Annotated in this window: 20 protein-coding genes and 1 pseudogene; all 21 read left to right on the forward strand. The window is 41.2% G+C overall.

What is annotated here, in order from left to right; all coding sequences use genetic code 11:
- The first annotated feature begins 2 nt into the window (after positions 1-2).
- Entirely contained in the window at positions 3-365 is a 363-nt protein-coding gene (locus tag MUO14_RS23090; RefSeq protein WP_244752833.1) for a response regulator, read from the forward strand.
- A 15-nt stretch (positions 366-380) separates the two neighbouring features.
- Positions 381-1,046 carry a flagellar biosynthetic protein FliO gene (locus MUO14_RS23095; protein ID WP_244752834.1) on the forward strand — a complete coding sequence of 222 codons (666 nt, stop codon included), beginning with the start codon at positions 381-383 and terminating at the stop codon, positions 1,044-1,046.
- Positions 1,039-1,704, forward strand: coding sequence for a flagellar type III secretion system pore protein FliP (gene fliP, locus MUO14_RS23100; RefSeq protein ID WP_244752835.1), 666 nt, complete (start codon positions 1,039-1,041; stop codon positions 1,702-1,704). Before MUO14_RS23095 ends, fliP begins: the two co-directional genes overlap by 8 nt.
- Positions 1,705-1,737: 33 nt before the next feature.
- On the forward strand, positions 1,738-2,007 hold the full coding sequence (gene fliQ / locus MUO14_RS23105) for a flagellar biosynthesis protein FliQ (RefSeq protein WP_244752836.1): 270 nt from the start codon (positions 1,738-1,740) through the stop codon (positions 2,005-2,007).
- Position 2,008: 1 nt separating this feature from the next.
- Entirely contained in the window at positions 2,009-2,788 is a 780-nt protein-coding gene (fliR, locus tag MUO14_RS23110) for a flagellar biosynthetic protein FliR (protein WP_244752837.1), read from the forward strand.
- Between the two features lie 3 nt (positions 2,789-2,791).
- Positions 2,792-3,877 (forward strand): flagellar biosynthesis protein FlhB, encoded by a 1,086-nt coding sequence (flhB, locus tag MUO14_RS23115; protein WP_244752838.1) that lies wholly within the window; start codon positions 2,792-2,794, stop codon positions 3,875-3,877.
- A 224-nt stretch (positions 3,878-4,101) separates the two neighbouring features.
- Positions 4,102-6,135 carry a flagellar biosynthesis protein FlhA gene (gene flhA, locus MUO14_RS23120; RefSeq protein WP_244752839.1) on the forward strand — a complete coding sequence of 678 codons (2,034 nt, stop codon included), beginning with the start codon at positions 4,102-4,104 and terminating at the stop codon, positions 6,133-6,135.
- Positions 6,132-7,232: a flagellar biosynthesis GTPase FlhF gene (gene flhF / locus MUO14_RS23125; protein WP_244752840.1), complete on the forward strand. Its 1,101-nt coding sequence runs from the start codon at positions 6,132-6,134 to the stop codon at positions 7,230-7,232. The genes flhA and flhF overlap by 4 nt, the downstream gene beginning before the upstream one ends.
- Positions 7,225-8,085, forward strand: a complete 861-nt coding sequence (locus tag MUO14_RS23130) for a MinD/ParA family protein (protein ID WP_244752841.1) — start codon at positions 7,225-7,227, stop codon at positions 8,083-8,085. The genes flhF and MUO14_RS23130 overlap by 8 nt, the downstream gene beginning before the upstream one ends.
- Positions 8,086-8,157: 72 nt before the next feature.
- On the forward strand, positions 8,158-8,781 hold the full coding sequence (locus MUO14_RS24490) for a response regulator (protein WP_304654201.1): 624 nt from the start codon (positions 8,158-8,160) through the stop codon (positions 8,779-8,781).
- Positions 8,670-9,209: a CheB methylesterase domain-containing protein gene (locus tag MUO14_RS24495; protein ID WP_304654202.1), complete on the forward strand. Its 540-nt coding sequence runs from the start codon at positions 8,670-8,672 to the stop codon at positions 9,207-9,209. Before MUO14_RS24490 ends, MUO14_RS24495 begins: the two co-directional genes overlap by 112 nt.
- A 2-nt stretch (positions 9,210-9,211) precedes the next feature.
- Complete coding sequence (locus MUO14_RS23140) at positions 9,212-11,248, forward strand: chemotaxis protein CheA (protein WP_244752842.1); 2,037 nt, start codon at positions 9,212-9,214, stop codon at positions 11,246-11,248.
- Positions 11,249-11,266: 18 nt separating this feature from the next.
- Positions 11,267-11,761, forward strand: coding sequence for a chemotaxis protein CheW (locus MUO14_RS23145; RefSeq protein ID WP_244752843.1), 495 nt, complete (start codon positions 11,267-11,269; stop codon positions 11,759-11,761).
- Positions 11,748-12,385: pseudogene (locus MUO14_RS23150) on the forward strand (chemotaxis protein CheC). Before MUO14_RS23145 ends, MUO14_RS23150 begins: the two are co-directional and overlap by 14 nt.
- Positions 12,378-12,875, forward strand: coding sequence for a chemotaxis protein CheD (locus MUO14_RS23155; protein ID WP_244752844.1), 498 nt, complete (start codon positions 12,378-12,380; stop codon positions 12,873-12,875). The pseudogene MUO14_RS23150 and the gene MUO14_RS23155 overlap by 8 nt, the downstream one beginning before the upstream one ends.
- A 94-nt stretch (positions 12,876-12,969) precedes the next feature.
- A complete protein-coding gene (locus MUO14_RS23160) occupies positions 12,970-13,743 on the forward strand; it encodes a FliA/WhiG family RNA polymerase sigma factor (protein ID WP_244752845.1) in 774 nt (257 codons plus the stop codon).
- 165 nt (positions 13,744-13,908) lie between these two features.
- Entirely contained in the window at positions 13,909-14,343 is a 435-nt protein-coding gene (locus MUO14_RS23165) for a DUF6115 domain-containing protein (protein ID WP_244752846.1), read from the forward strand.
- Between the two features lie 164 nt (positions 14,344-14,507).
- Positions 14,508-15,239, forward strand: a complete 732-nt coding sequence (gene rpsB, locus MUO14_RS23170; protein WP_244752847.1) for a 30S ribosomal protein S2 — start codon at positions 14,508-14,510, stop codon at positions 15,237-15,239.
- Positions 15,240-15,386: 147 nt separating this feature from the next.
- Positions 15,387-16,271, forward strand: a complete 885-nt coding sequence (gene tsf, locus MUO14_RS23175; RefSeq protein WP_244752848.1) for a translation elongation factor Ts — start codon at positions 15,387-15,389, stop codon at positions 16,269-16,271.
- Positions 16,272-16,387: 116 nt separating this feature from the next.
- On the forward strand, positions 16,388-17,110 hold the full coding sequence (gene pyrH / locus MUO14_RS23180; protein ID WP_244752849.1) for a UMP kinase: 723 nt from the start codon (positions 16,388-16,390) through the stop codon (positions 17,108-17,110).
- A 2-nt stretch (positions 17,111-17,112) separates the two neighbouring features.
- Positions 17,113-17,670 (forward strand): ribosome recycling factor, encoded by a 558-nt coding sequence (gene frr / locus MUO14_RS23185; protein WP_244752850.1) that lies wholly within the window; start codon positions 17,113-17,115, stop codon positions 17,668-17,670.
- The last annotated feature ends 81 nt before the right edge of the window (positions 17,671-17,751 follow it).

Consider the following 17,751-nt stretch of genomic DNA (forward strand, 5'->3'; position numbering starts at 1 on the left):
AAATGGCTGAGCGAATTTTAATTGTAGATGATGCAGCATTTATGAGAATGATGGTGAAAGATATTTTAACGAAAAACGGATTTGAAATTGCCGCAGAGGCAGAAGATGGACAAAGGGCGGTTGAACTTTATAAAGAACATGAGCCGGACCTCGTGACGATGGACATCACGATGCCTGAGATGGATGGAATCACAGCCTTGAAAGAAATTAAACACTACGATCCGAATGCAAAAGTAATCATGTGTTCAGCCATGGGCCAGCAAGCCATGGTGGTGGATGCCATTCAAGCGGGGGCGAAAGACTTTATCGTCAAACCCTTTCAGGCAGAGCGTGTAATTGAAGCGATACAAAAAGCACTTAATTAAAGAGTAGGGATTTCGATGGTTTTAGTGATGAGATGGATATCAGCAATACTACTAGTTACTTTTCTTTTGCTTTCATTAGGATCTTCAGTATCAGCCTTAGGCCCTTCTGTCAGTGAATGTGCAAAAGATCCAGAGCTTGAGGGGTGTGATACGTCTACCCCTAAAGAGCAGAATGAACAAAATAGCGAAAGTCCGGTCGTTTCAAACGATGGGGCGGCTCCATCAATTGTATGGAATGTTGTCAAACTTATTTTTGTCCTGCTGTTTGTTCTAGCATTAATTTATGGTCTGCTTAAGTTTTTTAACAAAAGAAGTAAGGTATTCAATAAGAATCGTACGATGGAGAACTTGGGAGGACTCACATTAGCTCCTAATAAATCGATTCAGGCTGTTCGGATCGGTGATCAAGTATTTGTGATAGGTGTAGGAGACAGTATTGAGGTCATTACCGAAATTACCGAAGACAAAACGAAACAGAATCTTTTACATCAGGAAAAAAACGATGATTTTGTAAATCAAGGCTTCAGTCAGTTATTAAATAGGAAGAAACATGATGATCATGAATTGTCAAAGACAACCCAATCTTCCTTTAAGGATTTATTTGAACAACAATTAGGTGAAATGAAGGAAAAGCGCATGCACGTGAAGGGCAGGAAGAAAGGAGAGGATCCTAATGAATGAATTCGTAGATATCTTCTCAGGATCTGATCCGGAAAATATCGCTACATCGGTAAAACTCCTTTTACTTCTGACCGTTTTATCTCTTGCACCGGGGATCTTAATTTTAATGACGAGTTTTACGAGAATTTTAATCGTTCTGTCCTTTGTTCGAACATCACTCGCCACCCAATCGATGCCTCCGAACCAGGTGCTTGTAGGGATTGCCCTATTTTTAACTTTTTTTATTATGGCACCTACCTTTCAAGAGGTAAACGAGGAAGCACTGACACCGCTTTTTAATGAAGAAATTACATTAAATGAAGCATATGAAGAAGCAAGTGCCCCGATGAAACAATTTATGGCCAAGCACACAAGGCAAAAGGATTTAGCTTTATTCATGAATTATTCAGGTATGGAACGACCTGAAACAGTCCAAGACATTCCATTGACAACCCTTGTCCCCGCCTTTGCCATAAGTGAATTAAAGACAGCTTTTCAAATGGGATTTATGATTTTTATTCCATTCTTAGTTATTGATATGGCGGTAGCCAGTGTACTTATGTCAATGGGGATGATGATGCTGCCACCCGTGATGATTTCGCTGCCATTTAAAATTCTGCTGTTTGTCCTGGTGGATGGCTGGTATTTGATTTCGAAATCGTTATTAGAAGGATTCTAAGAGGTTGTTTAAAAATTGAAGGGATTGGTAGGCATGAATAGTGAAATGGTCATATCTTTTGCTAAAGAAGGAATTTATACTGTGTTGATCGTCTCAGGTCCGCTGCTACTATTAGCCCTGGCTGTTGGATTGCTCGTGAGTATCTTTCAAGCAACCACACAGATTCAAGAACAAACCCTGGCGTTCATTCCTAAAATTGTAGCTGTTCTGATCGGGTTGATCTTTTTTGGTCCTTGGATGCTGACAAACATGGTGCAGTTTACGGCGAATATTTTTAAAAACTTGAACATGCTGGTCGGTTAATATGCTTGAATCGTTAAGTTTAATTAATTTACCTGCTTTTCTATTAATCTTTGTAAGGGTAACGTCTTTTTTTGTTACTTTGCCGATTTTTTCCTATCGAAACGTTCCGACACAACATAAAATAGGGTTTAGCTTTTTTCTAGCCTTGCTTATGTATTTCACGATAGAGATACCTCCGATCCAAGTCGATGAAAACTATTTTTTACTGTTATTTAAAGAAGCCGGTGTTGGAATCGCTATTGGACTATTAGCTTATATTATTTTAGCGGCTATTCAAATTGCAGGTGGTTTCATAGACTTTCAAATGGGTTTTGCGATTGCTAACGTCATTGATCCAAGAACGGGGGCGCAAAGCCCGCTGATTGGTCAGTACTTATATATGATTACGCTCTTATTTATTTTAGCAGTGGATGGCCATCATCTAATGCTTGATGGTGTGTTTTACAGCTATAACTTAATTCCAATTGATCAATTCATCTCCCTTGAGGATGAGACTTGGATCATGTACATCATCGATGCTTTTAACCAAATGTTTGTGATTGCTTTTTTAATGGCTGTCCCAATTGTTGGCTGTTTATTTCTAGTAGATGTAGCGCTCGGGATTGTGGCACGTACGGTACCACAGTTAAATGTATTTGTCGTCGGGCTTCCTTTAAAGATTTTCATTGCTTTAGCCGTATTGGTCATTGCTATGACGTTCTATATTATGTTGATCCGGACTTTATTTGAAACGATGTTGACGACGATGCGCGGCTTGATGCAGATTTTTGGAGGTGCTTAATCGATGCCATACCTTAAGCTTCATTTACAGTACTTCGCCGCTGATGAAAAAACAGAAAAGGCAACCCCGAAAAAGCGGGAGGATACACGTAAAAAAGGGCAAGTTCCAAAAAGTCAGGATGTAAATACAGGGTTCCTATTACTTATGGTATTTGGCGGTTTGTATCTGTTTGGCGGTCAAATCCAAGAGGCTATGATGGGAATGTATGAGAAATCCTTTACTGAATATATTTATTGGAATGTTTCAGAAGAGCATGTTTTTACACTTTTTCTTGAGTTAACGATTGAAATGGCTAAGGCTTTAGCACCGATTATGGGGATAGCGATGGTTGCGGGAATTGCCTCGAACCTTTTACAAGTCGGTATTATGTTTACGGGCGAACCATTAAAGTTTGATCTGAAAAAAATGGATCCAATTAAAGGCGCTAAGAAAATATTTTCAGCGCGGGCTTTAGTAGAGTTAGTGAAGTCATTGCTGAAGATTACCATGATTGGTGTTATCACCTATGCCATTATCTGGGTAAACAAAGATCAAATGATGATGACTTCTCAAAAGTCAATCGAGGCTGCATTAGCATTCTTTGCACGCATCACCATTTTGATGGGATTGGCGTCAGGCCTGGCCCTTCTTTTGTTATCCGTGCTTGATTATTTATACCAGCGCTATGACCATGAGAAAAACATTCGGATGTCTAAAAAAGACTTGAAAGATGAGCATAAAAATATGGAAGGGGATCCGCTGATTAAATCAAAGATTAAAGAAAAGCAAAGACAAATGTCAGCATCGCGAATGATGAGTGAAGTACCTGGTGCAGATGTCGTAATAACCAACCCGACGCATTATGCCATTGCTATTAAATACGACGAGGCTAAATCAGACGCTCCCTTTGTTGTTGCTAAAGGTGTCGATTTTGTAGCACAGAAAATAAAAGAAGTAGCCAATGCGAATGACATTATAATGGTAGAAAATCGACCTTTAGCAAGAGCATTGTATCAACATTCAGAGATGGATCAACCGATAGATGAGCAATTTTACAAGGCTGTAGCGGAAGTTCTGGCTTACGTGTATCGGTTAGAGAAAAAAGTGTAAATAAGAGGTTGTTCAAAAAGTCACCAAATGATAAACGGCGAATTTTTTCCGGTCCTCACGTATGAAAGTATACGGCTTGCGGTCCTCAAAACTTTCGAGCCTTGAACTACTTGCGACGCACAAGGAACGTGCTCGTGTCGACTTTGTCACAGGATGTGACGATCTTTGTCGACGTTCTAATTTGGAAACTTTTTGAACACTTACAAATAAAGGAGTGACCCGATATGTCAGCACGGGACTTATCCGTTTTATTAGGTGTCATTTTAATCATCATCATGCTTGTCATACCATTACCCGGGTGGCTTCTTAGTTTTTTAATACTCGTTAATATTGCCCTGGCTTTACTCGTTATTTTAGTTTCCATGAATATGGATGAAGCATTGAAGTTTGCTGTCTTTCCAACCTTGCTTTTATTGTTAACGTTATTTCGTTTAGCTTTGAATGTATCGACAACCCGTTCGATTTTATCGGAAGCCGATGCCGGGGAAGTTGTTGCTACGTTTGGAACTTTCGTAATTGGCGGAAACCCGCTAGTAGGGTTTGTTGTGTTTATCATATTGGTGCTCATTCAATTCCTGGTTATAACGAAGGGCGCTGAACGTGTGTCTGAAGTTGCGGCGCGATTTACACTTGATGCTATGCCAGGGAAACAAATGAGTATCGATGCCGACTTGAATGCAGGTTTGATTAACGAACATCAAGCGAAAGAGCGTAGAGAGAAAATTGAACATGAATCCGATTTTTATGGAGCGATGGATGGGGCGAGTAAATTCGTCAAGGGAGATGCTATTGCCGGGATCGTTATTGTGTTGATTAATATTATCTTCGGTTTAATTATTGGGATTGTCCAAATGGGCATGTCTTTTGGTGAAGCCGTGGATGTCTATATGCGCTTAACGGTTGGGGATGGTCTTGTCAGTCAAATCCCGGCCTTGCTTATTTCCACTGCAACCGGAATTGTGGTCACTCGGGTTGCCTCGCAAGGTAATCTTGGAACAGATGTAACCGCTCAACTGTTAAGGTATCCGAAATTACTCTATATTGCCGGCGGAACGATCCTGCTTTTAGGTTTGACTCCTATTCCATTTTTTCTAACTGGATTGATTGGATCGGTTTTAATTTTTGGCGGTTATTGGTTGTCACGTGTAAGTGAGGAACCTGAGTTTGTTGAGGAGGAACAGTTGGATGAAGCGGAAAGTGATCAAATGAAGTCACCGGAAAATGTCGTAAGTTTAATAAGTATGGATCCAATCGAGTTTGAATTTGGCTATGCGCTTATTCCGATTGCTGACACGAATCAAGGTGGAGATCTGCTGGACCGTATTGTAATGATAAGAAGGCAGCTTGCAATCGAGCTTGGGATCGTCATCCCTGTTGTGAGAATACGGGATAATATCCAACTAGGGCCGAATGAATACCGTTTGAAAATTAAAGGAAATCAAGTAGCGCAAGGGGAATTGCTGCTCGATCATTTCTTAGCGATGAGTCCAGGTGTTGATGATGACACGATGGAAGGCATTGATACACAAGAACCGGCATTCGGTTTGCCGGCGAAATGGATTACGGAGGAACTTAAAGACGAAGCGGAACTTTCGGGCTACACCGTAGTGGATCCCCCGTCCGTTGTTTCTACGCATATTACTGAAGTGATTAAGCAGAATGCCCATCAGTTACTCGGTCGTCAGGAAACACAACAGCTCATCTCCCATTTGAAAGAGTCGTATCCTATTTTAGTAGATGAAGTTACACCGGAGCCACTAGCCATTGGTGATGTACAGAAGGTGTTAGCCAAACTTCTACGGGAAAATGTTTCGGTTAAAAATTTACCGGTTATTTTTGAAACGCTAGCTGACTTTGGAAAAATGACAAATGACAGCGAGCTGTTAGCGGAATATGCAAGACAAGCGTTATCATCGCAAATTACCACCCAATACCGAAAAGAAGATAACAGTCTAAGTGTCATTACGGTTTCGGGAAAAGTAGAAAAACTGATTGCTGATCATATTCAGCAGACGGAACATGGCAGTTATTTATCGATTGATCCAGACTCGCAAGCAAAGATTGTACAGTCGATAGCTGCCCAAGTGGAACAAGTATCATTAAAGGAAGAAACGGCTATTTTACTATGTTCACCTGCAGTGAGAATGTATGTGAAGCAGCTGCTCGACCGTTTCCTTCCACAAGTCGTCGTATTATCTTATAACGAGCTCGATCCGAATGTAGAAGTACAAAGCGTGGGAGTGGTGAATGTCGCATGAAGGTGAAAAAATTTCAAGCCGGAACCATGCCGGAAGTGATGAAGAAAGTTAAAAAAGAACTTGGAACAGACGCAATCATATTGAATTCCAAACCGATTAAGGTCGGTGGAGTATTAGGCTTATTTAAAAAGAGTCACGTCGAAGTCATTGCAGCCATCGATCCCACTGCAGAATCTGTTCCAAACAAGGAAACAAAAACGGGAATGAAAGCAGATTTTTCACGACAAAACACTCCGAACAATGAACTACTGAAGGAAGTAAAGTCGTTAAAAGCTATGATCCAAATACAGCATAATCGTACTTCTTATCCAGCCGCTATTGAATCCATACATAGGCATCTGGTTTCACAGGAAGTTGAGCCCAAGCTTGCTAAGGAGATTGCAGATGAACTGCAAAAGCTGCCAGCACATGGGGATATCTCTGATGAACAGTGGATGAATCTTGCTGGGGATGAATTGCAAAAGAGGCTGACACATCTTCCGTTCGGTCATCATTCATTTAAGAAACAGTATGTACATCTCGTGGGGCCGACAGGGGTAGGGAAAACGACAACCGTAGCCAAAATCGCAGCTGATGCTCTACTGAATAAACGTCTTAAGGTCGCATTCATCACAACCGATACGTATCGGATTGCTGCCATTGACCAGTTGAAAACCTATGCGAAAATCCTAGATATCCCGCTCGAAGTCGCCTACAGCTTAGAAGATTATATTCAAGCGAGGGAAAAATTTGGAGACTATGATCTCGTACTCATCGATACCGCTGGCCGTAACTTTAGAGATGCCCATTATGTAAATGAACTTAGGAAAGTGGTGGATTTTACAGAGGATACAGAGACGTACTTAGTGTTATCACTTACATCTAAGTATCTTGACATGAGTGATATCTATCGACAGTTTGCAGACATTTCGATTGAGAAGCTTATCTTTACGAAAGAGGATGAGACTTCAGGAATGGGCGGTGCCATCAGCATGGCAGTAAATCATAATATCGGTGTCGCCTATGTTACGTATGGTCAAAATGTTCCTGATGATATCAAGCCTGCGAGCATAGATTCACTCGTTCGCTCAGTCTTGGAGGCTGCAGTCAATGGCTGATCAAGCGGAACAACTTCGCAGCCGTCTGATGAGAATGGATAAGCCCAAGGCAAAAACGATTGCTGTCGCCAGTGGAAAAGGCGGTGTCGGCAAGACAAATTTCACAATAAACTTTGCTTTGAAGCTGATACAGCAAGGAAAAAGGGTATTAATTTTTGACCTTGACATTGGTATGGGGAATGTAGATATTTTGCTTGGTGTTACACCAAAATACTCGATCGTCCATCTTTTTCAAGAGCAGCAAGACATTCGCGATATGATCGAGGCAGGCCCGAACAATCTGGATTATATCGCTGGCGGTTCGGGATTATCTACACTTTTCCAATTAGATGAAGATCGGTTTATTTATTTTCATCAGGCTTTTGAACAGCTTACTATTGAATACGATTTTATCTTGTTTGATATGGGAGCAGGCGCCACAGAGGATAGCTTACATTTTATCACGTCTGCCGATGAAGTGATGATTGTGACAACACCCGAACCAACATCGATCACAGATGCCTACGCAATGATTAAGCATTTAATAAGACAGAACCCTGCTTTACCTATTCATGTGCTGATTAATCGAGCGTTGAGTGCTCAAGCTGGGCTGAGCACATTTGTAAGGCTTGAAGCTGCAGTGAAGAAATTCCTTAATAAACAAATCTCTAATTTAGGTGTGGTTCCAGACGATCATTCGGTCTTAGAAGCTGTAACAAATCAGCTCCCTTTCGTTCTTGCCACTCCAAAGAGCCGGGCGAGCAAGGCTGTCGGACAAATTGTGGCACAATACCTCATATTAAAGGGATTAAGTAATCATGAAGGAGAATCTTTTATTTCAAAATTAAAGCGTTTTGTTCTTAGATCAGAATAGGTAACAGCGTTCATGTAACGCCTAACTAGGCCCACAGATTCTCCGTTTTTCTAGTAGAAAGGTAGATTTAGATTGAACAAAGTAAAAGTATTAATTGTAGATGATTCAGCATTCATGAGAAAAGTCCTGTCTGACATCGTAAACAAGGATTATCGATTGGAGGTTGTTGGAACGGCTCGAAATGGGAAAGATGCATTGCGGAAAGTGAGAGAACTATCTCCTGATGTCATTACCATGGATATCGAAATGCCTGTGATGGATGGGCTCACGGCATTAAGACATTTAATGGAGGAGGCTCCGAAGCCTGTTGTTATACTGTCCAGTTTATCGGGGGAAGGGGCGGAAAGCACGCTTCAAGCCATCAGCCTTGGCGCCGTTGATTTTGTACTCAAACCTTCAGGGTCGATTTCACTAGATATAAATAAAGTAGAAGCGGAAATCATTCACAAAGTAATGACCGCTAGTAAAGTAAAAGTCGCAAAACTTTCTCCTGTAAAGGTGATACAGAAACGACCATCAGAGGGATCGGGGGAGACGGACGTTCCGTTGTTGCGATTGGGACATCTACTGGGGGGCCCAGGGCTTTGCAGGAAGTTCTTACAGGGATTCCTAAAGGTTTCCCGGCGCCGATCCTTGTCGTCCAGCATATGCCTAAAGGGTTTACGAAATCTCTGGCTAAACGTATTGATCAATTAACTTCCATCCATGTAAAAGAAGCGGAACATGGGGAACCGTTGCAAAATGGCGTGGCCTACATTGCCCCAGGGGATCTCCATATGGGTGTTGAAGCGACGTACGACCACCTTAAAATTTCTCTCAACCGAGGGGAACAGATGAATGGACATCGACCCTCAGTGGATTATTTATATCAATCACTAGCTAAGGTGAAACAATACAAAACGGTTTCTGTCATTATGACCGGGATGGGGGCAGATGGCAGGGAGGGGTTAATTGAATTGAAAAGACAGTGTCCAGAAACCTACTGTCTAGCTGAATCAGAAGAAACTTGTGTTGTGTACGGGATGCCAAAAGCGGTCATTAAGGCAAAGTTAGCTAATGAAGTTGCTCCACTTGACGATATAAACCATAGAATAGTACAGGTCATTTTAGGCAGGGGGAATTAAATGTGGAGACCAATCAATATTTAGAAATTTTCATTGATGAAAGTAAAGAGCACTTACAATCGATAAATGATCGTTTATTAGATTTAGAGAAAAACCCTCAAGATTTAGCCATCGTAGGGGAAATTTTCAGGTCCGCCCATACTTTAAAAGGGATGTCCGCAACAATGGGCTATCAGGACTTGTCTAATCTTACACATCAGATGGAAAACGTTTTGGATGGGGTCCGAAGCGAAAGAATTTGCGTTGATTCTGCTATGCTCGATGTCGTTTTCGATTCAGTTGATGATCTTGAAGCCATGGTAATGGACATTGCAGGTGGCGGCACAGGGGAGAGGGATGTGGAGCGGATCGTTGCCCTGTTACAAACGATCGAAAGCGAAGAAACAGGCGAAGTTAAAGTCGGTGTTAATCGGGCAATTCATAAAACGAATTTAGATAACCCTGTAGAGTTGGATGAATTTGCGCTAACAGTTCTTGAACAATCGAAGGAGCAAGGATTAAATAATTTAATCGTCCACGTTTCTTTAAGAGAGGATTGCTTATTAAAGGCGGCCCGTGTTTATATGGTGTTTGATGTTTTTGAGCAAGCCGGTGAAGTGGTTCAGTCTACACCATCTGTTGAGGAACTTGAAAATGAGAAATTTGAAACGAGTTTTCAAGTAGTATTCGTTACGAATGATCAGGCTGAAGACCTCAAAAATAAGATCATGAAAATCTCTGAAATTGAAGATGTCCACACTTCAGTATTTGACGTGGATGCCTACACATCAGCTCTATCAGATCGTGATTTGCAACCTTCATTAGAAACAGAGGAAAAGGTAGTAGCAAAACAAGAGAAGAGCACGCTTGAGAAGCAATCCACAACCCCCAAGCAAAAAGAGAACCAGGCAGCTAATAAAACGATCCGTGTCAATATCGATCGACTCGATGTATTGATGAATCTGTTTGAAGAACTTGTCATTGACCGTGGGCGTTTGGAGCAAATTTCCAATGAGTTGGATCACAATGATTTAAAGGACACAGTGGAAAGAATGTCCCGTGTCTCAGGTGATCTGCAAACTATTATCTTGAATATGCGCATGGTTTCTATTGAGCAGGTGTTCAATCGTTTTCCAAGAATGGTGAGACAGTTGTCACGTGATTTAAACAAAGAGATTGACTTGCAAATAATCGGGGCGGAGACAGAGCTTGATCGAACCGTCATTGATGAAATCGGGGATCCGCTTGTTCATCTGATTCGCAATGCATTAGATCATGGAATTGAGAGTCCTGAAGAGCGGAAACAAAAAGGCAAACAAGTGACAGGAAAACTAGAGCTGAAGGCCTACCATAGTGGGAATCACGTGTTTATTGAAATCACTGATGACGGTGCAGGGATCCATCGTGAGCGCGTGATTCAAAAGGCGATTTCAAACCATGTCATCACAGAGGAACAAGCTGTTCATTTATCTGATAAACAAGTATATGAACTGATTATGGAAAGCGGGTTTTCAACAGCTGAGACGATATCCGATGTGTCAGGCAGAGGTGTAGGCCTTGATGTGGTTAAAAATACGATAGAGTCATTAGGTGGGAGGATAGAGATTGATTCTGAGCTGGACCGCGGGAGCATATTCTCGATCCAACTTCCCCTCACTCTCTCGATCATTTCCGTTATGCTTGTTGAGGTGCAACGAGAGAAATATGCGATCCCGCTTTCATCTATTATAGAAACAGCGATCATCAATAAGAAGGATGTCATGCATGCACATAACAAGAAAGTCATTGATTTCAGAGGAAATATAGTCCCGCTGGTATTTTTAAAAGATATTTTAGAGACGCCGCAAACACTTGAAGAGGATGGAGATTATTTACTTGTGATTGCTCGTAAAGGGGACAAGATGGCCGGGTTTGTCGTCGATTCGTTTATTGGTCAGCAGGAGGTTGTACTTAAGTCATTAGGTGATTATTTATCTGGAGTTTTCGCTATATCAGGTGCAACAATTTTAGGAAATGGCCAAGTCGCTTTAATCTTAGACTCAAACGCATTGGTCAAATAATACCAGGGAGGCTTAGTTATGTTTAAGTCAGATGAAATTGTACAACACGTGAAAGTGATCGTTTTTCAAATAGAAGATGAAGAATATGCCATACCTGTTCATCAAGTGGGATCAATTGAACGGATTATGCACATTACACGTGTGCCAAAGACTGCACCATTTGTAGAAGGTGTGATCAATCTGCGAGGAGTCGTCACGCCGATTATTGATTTACGAAAGCGATTTGGCTTACAAGGATATGAGCAGGATGGAAGTACGAGAATAATTATTGCAGCCATTGATGAGATGGATGTCGGGCTCATTGTGGATGGAGCGAATGATGTACTGGACATCAAGGAGGGTGCGATTCAGGCGCCACCAGAAATAGTTGGAACGATAGAGACGGAATATATTGATGGGATAATTAATTTCGGTCAACGGCTGCTCATCCTGCTCAACTTAGATAAGGTGTTATCACGGGATGAGGTAAGAGAACTGCATGAGTTCAACGGGCAGACAGATGGAGTTTCGTGATAAGTTTACAAGTTTTCATTTAGATGTTCTTAAGGAAATTGGCAACATAGGAGCGGGGAATGCGGCTACTTCATTATCCAAACTGCTTGATAAGAAAGTTGATATGCATGTACCTGCTGTCAGATTAGTAGATTTTCAAGAAGTAATGGAACTGGCTGGCGGCTCAGAGACTAGAGTTGTTAGCCTCATGCTTCGTTTAAATGGGGATGCTCCAGGGAATATGTTTTTCATTTTATCCCCGGCACAATCCACACGTTTCGTAAAACAGATGACTGGCTTAACCAGCTTTCATCTAGATGAACCTGATCCCCTGAGTTAGCTTTTTCTGCCTTACAAGAGCTTGGAAATATTTTAGCGGGATCGTATCTGTCTGCGCTCTCGGACCTGACAAATCTTGATTTGCAGCCATCAGTACCGGCTTTAACAGTTGATATGGCGGGGGCTGTTTTAAGCTTTGGCTTAACAGAGCTTTCTCAAGTTAGTGATGTAGCGATTGTTATCGAAACATCGTTCAGTGAAAAGGGAGCTGGCAGTAAGACGGTGGAGGGACATTTTTTTCTGATTCCTACCCCGCCCTCTTACAACATTTTATTCGCTTCCTTAGAGGTTGCGGGACATGAGTAGAATAGTAGAGACAGTTAAAGTGGGTATCGCTGAACTTGACGTAGTTAAACATGATACTTTGATTCGCACTTCAGGACTAGGTTCTTGTGTGGGACTTGTTCTTTATGACCGATCACAGGAGATAGCCGGAATGGCGCATATCATGCTGCCAGATTCAACATTGAGCAAAGAATCTTCATTTAATCGAGCAAAATATGCGGATACAGCTATTGATGATTTGGTTGATAAGTTGATAGGACAAGGGGCAAAGAAGTTTCGCCTTACAGCTAAACTTGCGGGAGGGGCACAGATGTTTCAGTTCTCAACAGCAAGTGATATGGGGGGGATAGGTTCGAGAAATGTAGCAGCGGTTAAGAAAAAACTTTCTCAATTAACTATTCCTGTTGAATCTGAGGATACAGGTGGAAACAGGGGACGAACGATAGAGTTTAATCCGACAACAAGCCTGTTACATATTCGTACGGTTTACGGAGGGGAAGCAACGATCTGATATTGGTGGCAACAATAAGCGGTTTGAATTTAATGAAGAAGATAATCTTATCCAATCTATTTTTATTATTAGACAGAAGTGAGGAGGGATAATCATGGCAGGCTCTATATCTCCTCAAGAACAAGAGCTGTGGGACCTTTGGATAAACGAGCAAAACACGGAAGCAGCAAATGAATTAGTGCAGCAATACTATTATTTAGTTCGCTTTCACGTCCAGCGAATAGCTGCTCATCTACCGAGAAGCGTCAGTAAAGATGATGTGAAGAGTCTTGGATTGCTTGGTTTATACGATGCTTTAAAAAAATTTGATCTCACCCGTGACTTAAAGTTTGATACCTATGCCTCCTTTCGAATACGGGGGACAATCATGGATGGGCTACGTAAAGAGGACTGGCTTCCACGATCCGTCCGTGATAAAGCAAAAAAGATCGAACATACAGCTGAACATATTGAACAGCAGTATCACAGACCCGCAACCTCAATAGAAATTGCTGCAGAGCTTAACATGTCAAAGGTCGAAGTTGAAGAGATCATGAAGGATGCTCTCTTTTCTCATGTGCTTTCAATTGAAGAAAAAGTAAAAGACAGCCCTGATGAACATAAAGAAGGTATTGGTTATTCCATACCTGATAAAGATACACCAACACCAACCGAAAGTCTTGTAAGGGAAGAGAATTACAGGGAATTAGCCCAGCATATAAAAAGATTGAATGAAAAAGAACAGCTGGTCGTGAGTTTGTTTTACACAGAAGAATTAACCTTAACAGAAATTGGCGAAATCATGGATTTAACGACATCGAGAATTTCGCAAATTCATGCTAGAGCTATCGTTAAGCTGCGAAACTCACTAATGAATGTTGTAGGTTAACATAAGGAGATCTGAACAAGATGGAGACACAATGGGAGAGTCTCATATTTAGTGGCAAGTTTTACAGCAACACAGTCAAAGGTTTATAAAGAATAAAGAGGATGGTTTTCAATTGAGCCGAAACGTCAGGTATGACAATAGAATCTAACAGGTGAGTGAAGGAATATGGTTTACTTTCTATTAGCAGTTAGCTTTATTCTGCACGGAGTTTTGATTTTAATCATTATAATTTTATTTAATAAAGTGAAACAGACAGAGGAACTAGAGTCGCGTCAAAAACAGGTGTCTAGGGAAATCGAAGAGGTATTTCATGCTTATCTTTTGGAAATAAAAGAAGAGAATGCAAAAATGGATGACTGGTTCAAGTATTCATCCGAGCAGTCGAAACAACGGCTAGATCAAAATCGTACCGATGCAGAGGAGAAAACGGACTATACTCCCCCGCTGCCCCTAGAAGGCGAAGAAGATTATCAGCCATCCATTCAGTCTAGTGTGATAGGGATGTACCAAAATGGGACTAGTATGGAGGAAATTGCTCGTGAATTAAATATGGGTAAAACAGAAGTTGAGCTGCTTGTAAAGTTTCAACACATAAAATAATCAAATATGCTTGAATGAATAGGCTCGTTATGATATATTTACTGTCGGTGTCAATACACACGCCTTTTGATTTCATTGATGGTTGCTCTTATTTTGTAAGGGTTAGTAATGAGAGATGATAAGGGCGGAGGATACTAAATAAAACCAATCAGGAGGAACGAAACATGTCTGTTATTTCTATGAAACAGTTGCTAGAAGCTGGTGTTCATTTCGGACACCAAACCCGTCGCTGGAACCCGAAGATGAAGAAGTATATCTTCACAGAGCGTAACGGAATTTATATCATCGACCTGCAAAAGACAGTTAAAAAGGTGGATGAAGCTTATAACTACGTGAAACAAATCGCTGAAGATGGCGGAAATGTTCTTTTCGTAGGTACGAAAAAACAAGCACAAGACACAGTTCGCGATGAAGCGAATCGCTGTGGCATGTACTACATTAACCAACGCTGGTTAGGTGGTACGCTAACGAACTTCCAAACAATCCGTAAGCGTATCACTCGTCTAAAAGATATCGAGCGTATGGAAGAAGATGGTACATTTGACGTGCTTCCTAAAAAAGAAGTTGTTGACATGCTTAAAGAAAAAGATCGTCTAGTTAAATTCCTAGGCGGTATTAAAGAAATGACTTCAATTCCAGATGCAATGTTTGTCATTGACCCTCGTAAAGAGCGCATTGCTATCGCGGAAGCTCATAAACTAAATATCCCGGTAATTGGTATTGTTGATACAAACTGTGATCCGGATGAAATCGATTATGTCATCCCAGCGAACGATGACGCAATTCGCGCTGTTAAATTGCTGACTTCAAAAATGGCGGATGCTGTTCTTGAAGCGAAGCAAGGCGAAGAAACTGAAGAAACAGAAGAAGCGGAAGCGGAAGCTGTTCAAGAGTAAGTGACGGTTCAATAGGTGATAAGGGGGCAGACCTTTTATCACCTTTTTTAAGAGTAAAGAAGTATAAACTCTTGCGCTTTTCTGTCTACCAGTGCGCTTCGAGCTTTTCTTAATCATAAAGGTCTAGATAAATAAGGAGGCTACACAATGGCTATTAATGCTAAAATGGTAAAAGAACTTCGTGAAAAAACAGGTGCGGGCATGATGGATTGTAAAAAAGCACTTACTGAAAATGATGGTGACATGGAGAAGGCAATGGAATGGCTCCGTGAAAAAGGTATTTCTAAAGCACAAAAGAAAGCAGATCGCATTGCTGCTGAAGGGTCTGCGCATATCGTAGTCGAAGGCAATACAGCAGCTCTTTTCGAAGTAAACTGCGAAACGGACTTCGTTACAAAAAATGACCAATTCAAAGCATTGCTTCAAGAGCTTGGTCAACACCTTGTGAACCAAAAGCCTGAAACAGTTGAAGAAGCACTTGAGCAAAAACTTCATGGTGAAGGAAATACAATTAATGACTATATCACGGATATGGTAGCTAAAATTGGTGAGAAAATCTCTCTTCGTCGTTTTGTTGTTAAAGAAAAGACGGATAACGATGCATTTGGTGCCTATATGCATATGGGCGGAAACATCGGTGTTCTAACTGTGCTTGAAGGATCAACAGACGAAGCCGTGGCAAAAGATGTAGCCATGCATGTGGCAGCTGTTAACCCTCGTTATGTTTCTCGTGACGAAATCCCTGAGTCAGAAGTAGATAGCGAGCGCGAAGTTTTGAAAACACAAGCACTCAATGAAGGAAAGCCAGAAAAAATTGTTGAAAAAATGGTTGAAGGCCGTTTGAATAAGTTCTTCGAAGAGATTTGCCTGCTTGAGCAAAGCTTTGTTAAAGATCCAGATCAAAAGGTGAAGCAGTATGTGGCTTCTTCTAAAGGTGAAATTAAAGGGTTCGTCCGTTTTGAAGTTGGAGAAGGCATGCAGAAACGTGAAGAAAACTTTGCTGACGAAGTAATGAGCCAAGTTAAAAAATAAGCGAATTTTAAAACAGGGGACACATTGTGTTCCCTCTTTTAAAACACGTTACATACAATGATTAAAATAACATCATGATCGACACAAAAATAGATCAGGAAAAAATGGAGGTTGCTATGACTACAGCTCGCTATCGTCGCATCGTACTAAAACTGAGTGGAGAAGCCTTAAGTGGTAAAGAAGGTTTCGGTCTTGAACCAACGATTATACAATCCATTTCCCGTCAAGTTAAAGAGGTAGCCGAGTTAGGTGTAGAAGTCGCCGTTGTTGTTGGCGGTGGAAACATTTGGCGTGGTAAAGTAGGAAGTGAAATGGGCATGGACCGTGCAAACGCAGATTACATGGGAATGCTCGCAACAGTAATGAACTCTTTGGCCCTTCAAGACAGTTTGGAAAACATGGGTATTCAAACACGTGTCCAAACATCAATTGAAATGAGACAAGTTGCAGAGCCTTATATACGCAGAAAAGCGATCCGCCACCTGGAGAAAAAACGGGTTGTTATTTTCGCAGCCGGTACTGGTAATCCTTATTTTTCTACGGATACAACCGCAGCATTACGTGCAGCAGAAGTTGAAGCAGATGTGATATTAATGGCCAAAAATAATGTCGATGGTGTATACTCGGATGATCCTAAAGTGAACGTCGAGGCTAAGAAATATGACCAAATTTCCTATTTGGATGTGCTTAATGAAGGTTTAGGTGTTATGGATTCTACAGCTTCTTCTTTATGTATGGACAACGATATCGATTTATTGGTATTCTCTATTACAGAAGAAGGTAACATTAAAAAGGCCGTAATGGGCGAAAATATTGGAACTATTGTTAGGGGGAAATAATCATGTCAGACGCCGTGATTAAAGAAACGAAACAACAAATGGAACAAGCTGTTCAAGCCTACTCACGTCAATTAGCTACGGTTAGAGCTGGTCGAGCGAATCCTTCTATTTTGGATAATGTCTATGTAGACTACTATGGTGCCGCTACACCTTTAAACCAGTTAGCCCAAGTGGGAGCACCTGAACCACGTCTGCTTGTCATCACACCATATGATAAGTCTGCTGTTTCCGAGATTGAGAAAGCTATTCAAAAAGCTGATCTCGGTCTATCACCTTCAAGCGATGGAAACGTTGTGCGTATTAACATCCCAGCACTTACAGAAGAGCGCCGTAAAGATCTAGCTAAAGTAGTCGGTAAATACTCAGAAGAAGCTAAAGTACAAGTCCGTAATATTCGTCGCGACGCAAACGACCGTCTGAAGAAACTTGAAAAAGACGGTGAGCTGACAGAAGACGATCTTCGTGAATATCAAGATGATGTTCAAAAAGTGACAGATGATAACATTGCATCTATTGATAAACTAGCTAAGAATAAAGAAGACGAAATTATGGAAGTTTGATCTGATAGGCCAAAATTAGGTGTATAAAGCCGCACTGTCGCTGTTTGGCAGTGCGGTTTTTATTTTACTATCAGTGGTGTT

Origin of the sequence: Halobacillus shinanisalinarum (genome assembly GCF_022919835.1) — a bacterium.
Lineage (GTDB): Bacteria > Bacillota > Bacilli > Bacillales > Halobacillaceae > Halobacillus_A > Halobacillus_A shinanisalinarum.